The sequence below is a fragment of the Bradyrhizobium sp. NAS96.2 genome, assembly GCF_001908235.1.
Taxonomy (GTDB): Bacteria; Pseudomonadota; Alphaproteobacteria; order Rhizobiales; family Xanthobacteraceae; genus Bradyrhizobium.
The window spans coordinates 1-3200 of record NZ_LGHK01000309.1; the positions used below are offsets into that span (position 1 = coordinate 1).

Here is a 3200-nt window from a genome sequence, read left to right on the forward strand (position 1 = left end):
CAGCCGCCTGCCGAGAACTCCATCGCGCCCGCCCCCGCACCGGCCGCGCCGTCTAGCACGCCCGGGCCGTCGATGACCTCGCCGACCCCGCTCGGCCGCCAGTCCAACAACTCGCCGGCGCCGAACACGCTTGACAGCGCGCAGGTGACGATCCCTCAGGCGGCCCCCGCACCCGCCACGGTGCCGGAGCCGGCCGCGGCACCGGTCGCCGCCGCCAGTGATATCACCGGCACGATTCCGACGGCTCCGCCGCTCGGCGGCAAGCTCGCCACGATCCAGATTCCGGCGGGCGAGAAGCTGCCCGATGCGATCGGCGGTCCGGCGCTGCGCACGGCCGCGATCAAGGGCGATGCGGCTGCGGCCTACGAGGTCGGCGTCCGCTATGCCGAGGGCAAGGGCGTGACCGCCAATGTCGACGAAGCCGCCAAATGGTACGGCCGCGCGGCGCAGGCCGGCGTGGTGCCGGCGATGTTCCGGCTCGGCACCTTCTACGAGAAGGGCCTCAGCGTGAAACGCGACTTCGATATGGCGCGGCGCTATTACGTGCAGGCCGCCGAGCGCGGCAACGCCAAGGCGATGCATAACCTCGCCGTGCTCGACGCCGATGGCGGCGGCAAGGGCGCCGACTACAAGAGCGCCGCGCAATGGTTCCGCAAGGCGGCCGATCGCGGCGTTGCCGACAGCCAGGTCAACCTCGGCATCCTCTATGCCCGCGGCATCGGGGTCGAACAGAACCTCGCCGAGTCCTTCAAATGGTTCAGCCTCGCGGCCGCACAGGGTGACGCCGACGCCGGCCACAAGCGCGACGATATCGCCAAGCGGCTCGACCCGCAGTCGCTGGCCGCAGCGAAGCTTGCGATCCAGACCTTCACCCCCGAGCCGCAGCCGAGCGATGCGGTCAACGTGCCGGCGCCGGCCGGCGGCTGGGACGGCGCCGCGCAGCCCGCGGCGGCGAAGTCCGTCAGGCCACCGTCGAAGCGGACCGCGGCGCTGGCCGCTCCGGCTCACTAGGACAACGATGGCTGCGGCGCCGTGACGGCGCCGCTGTCTTGTCCCTCCACCCCTCCGCCGTGTAGACAGACGCGCAGTCCCGCGCCGATTGCGCAGGCGTTCCGGAGGGTCAGGCTTGTCTGTCGATGATCGTCAGGGTGAAGGAACAGGCCACCGTTCGTCGCCGACCGGTCCCCGCGTCGCGCCGCCGCGCCAGCAATCTTCCCCGTTTGGCGCACCACGCCAGGCTCCGCCGCCTGTCGCACCCAGCGCCCCGAATTCGGGGGGCATTTTCAGACCCTCGATCTGGTCGGTGACCATCTTCGTCCTGCTGTTGTCCGGCGTTGCAATCCGTGCCTATCGCGATCTTTCGCAGCCGGGCGCCTGGGATGTCTGGCGCGAGACTTACGTCGCGGCGACCATGACATCGTCGGTCATTCCAGATGTCGTCATCGACGGATCGAAACGGCGGGCGCTTGCGATCAGTGGCAGCATCGGCTCGGCCAGCGCGAGTTGGTTCCGCGATCGGCTCGACGACGCACGGTTATCACCTGATGATGTCGTGCTGCTGTCGTCGCCGGGCGGCGCATTGGATCAGGCGGCCATCATGGGCGAAGTCATTCGTACCCGCCGGCTCGCCACTGCGGTTGCGACATCAGATGCATCTGGCGAGTTGCGCGCCGCCTCCTGCGCCAGCGCCTGCGTTCTGGTCTATGCCGGCGGCCAAACTCGCTATGGCATCGCGGGCTCCAGGCTCGGCGTGCATCGCTTCACCACGAGCAGGCCAGGGGACGATCCCGTGGCCGACACTCAGCGCAGCCAGGGCATCTTGCTCGGTTACATGAGAAAGATGGGCGTCTCGTCCCGAATCGTCGAGGCAATGTCGCAGACCTCGGACATCCGCTGGCTGGGCACGAGAGAGGCGCTTTCGATGAACCTCATCACCGCGCCCGTCGACCAGCCCTGATCAGCCGACGCGGCCATCATTAATCTGAATTATCAACCACGTCCGCAGCCGGGCCGCCACGTGCGGCGAAAAATGCCACCCGGAGCGGAATCTTTAGTCCCTCCCCCCGTTAAATTCGGTTATGCAAGAACGCGGCAATCGACCCGCGTTCGCCTGCTCCTTGCGCGCCGACCGGATTCGTTCAGCCGGAGAATGCCCGACCCGAACGACATCACGCCGTGATGCGGCCTTGTGCCCCAGCATGTGGCGAACCGACAAGAAGCGACGCGCGTGCAGCTCTACCTCCCGATCGCCGACATTCCGGTCAATGTCTTCCTCATCCTGGCGATGGGCGCGGCGGTTGGATTCGTCTCCGGCATGTTCGGGATCGGCGGCGGCTTCCTGATGACGCCGCTGCTGATCTTCGTCGGCATCGCGCCGGCGGTTGCGGTTGCCTCCGTCGCCAGCCACATCGCGGCGTCCTCGTTCTCGGGCGCGATCTCCTATTGGCGCCGGCGCGCGATCGACCCGCTGCTGGCGGCGGTGCTGCTGGTCGGCGGCACGCTAGGCACCACGTTCGGGGTGTGGACCTTCACCTTCCTGCGCTCGCTCGGCCAGCTCGACCTGATGATCGCGCTGTCCTACGTCATCCTGCTGACGACGGTCGGCGGGCTGATGTTCTGGGAAGGCCTGCGCGCGATGCTGCGTTCGCGCGGCGGCGGCGCGGTCACGCTGCGCAAGCCCGGCAGCCATGGCTGGATCCACGGCCTGCCGCTGAAGCTGCGCTTCAAGCGCTCCAAGATCTACCTCTCGGTCATCCCGGTCGTCGTGATCGGGCTCATCATCGGCTTCATCGGCGCCGTCATGGGCATCGGCGGCGGCTTCATCCTGGTGCCGCTGATGATCTATGTGCTGCGGGTGCCGACCTCGACTGTGATCGGCACTTCGATGGTGCTCACCCTCGTCACCATGGTGTTCGCCACCATGCTGCACGCGGTGACCAACCATCTGGTCGACGCCGTGCTGGCGCTGATCCTGATGATCGGCGGCGTCACCGGCGCGCAGTTCGGTGCCCGCGCCGGCCAGAAGATCCGCGGCGAGCATCTGCGTCTCCTGCTCGGCCTGCTGGTGCTCGCGGTCGGCATCCGCTTTGCGGTCGAGTTGGTGATCCGGCCGCAGGACCCGTTCAGCATCCGCGAAACCGGCGGGGCGCCGCCATGAGGCTGCGCGCGCTGCTTGCCACCGCGGGCCTCGTCGCCGCCAG

3 protein-coding genes are annotated in these 3200 nt (G+C 68.2%); all 3 read left to right on the forward strand.

The genetic code is table 11. The annotated features are described in order from the left end of the window. Positions 1-1011: tetratricopeptide repeat protein (locus AC628_RS40470; RefSeq protein ID WP_245321583.1), on the forward strand; the 1011-nt coding region annotated here is incomplete at its 5' end. 292 nt (positions 1012-1303) lie between these two features. Next, entirely contained in the window at positions 1304-1957 is a 654-nt protein-coding gene (locus tag AC628_RS40475) for a COG3904 family protein (RefSeq protein WP_245321584.1), read from the forward strand. A gap of 270 nt (positions 1958-2227) precedes the next feature. Next, a complete protein-coding gene (locus tag AC628_RS40480; RefSeq protein WP_074132361.1) occupies positions 2228-3157 on the forward strand; it encodes a sulfite exporter TauE/SafE family protein in 930 nt (309 codons plus the stop codon). The last annotated feature ends 43 nt before the right edge of the window (positions 3158-3200 follow it).